Source organism: Spirosoma harenae, from assembly GCF_054776975.1.
Genome location: NZ_BAAHBD010000065.1, coordinates 1 through 531, shown reverse-complemented (window position 1 = coordinate 531; position 531 = coordinate 1). Strand labels below are relative to the sequence as shown.

The 531-nt window shown below is 46.7% G+C and carries 1 protein-coding gene; it reads right to left on the bottom strand.

Annotated elements, in window-relative coordinates:
• Positions 1 to 65: 65 nt before the first annotated feature.
• On the bottom strand, positions 66 to 413 hold the full coding sequence (locus ACYVE4_RS34095) for a hypothetical protein (protein ID WP_461044902.1): 348 nt from the start codon (positions 411 to 413) through the stop codon (positions 66 to 68).
• Between the last annotated feature and the right edge of the window lie 118 nt (positions 414 to 531).

Below are 531 nucleotides of genomic sequence, written 5' to 3'. Positions count from 1 at the left end.
GGTGTACCGAAATGGGATAGAATTTACTATTTCCCCGGTTAATTCCCTGTTCTGAGGGAAAGGGCTTACTCATCAAGGGCGCTCATTATTTCGTTGAACTCCTCAACGGGCAAGTGTTTCCAGGCGGGACTCGAAGCCCCGTATTTATTCCAGGTGAACGTTACCAGATCGTAGGTTTCAATGTAAGTTGCAAACCCTTGGTGGCCAGGCCAATGCTCAATGTATAGCATACGTTTAGGGTCTAATCCGTACCGCTTTACGATTTCGGTGGCTATCGTATCGGCGGCATTGGTCACGCTCATGCCTTCGCCTGTTTCCGACACAATCACTAGCTGAATCTTCCGGTAGATTATCAAATCGCAGGAGCCAGTATAGCCGTTCGAGGCCTTGAAATGCATCCGGTGCTGTTCCATATTTTCACCACTAAACTAGTGTTGCTTTCTTACTAATAGCCAACTTCGGAGGCTAGACCATTCAGACAATAGGCAGGTTTTTGTCGGACAAAAACACAGCTTGCTAAAATGTATATCG

Coding starts and splice junctions, on each gene's coding strand:
- ACYVE4_RS34095 (WP_461044902.1), bottom strand. CDS start 413: ATGGAACAGCACCGGATGCATTTCAAGGCCTCGAACGGCTATACTGGC.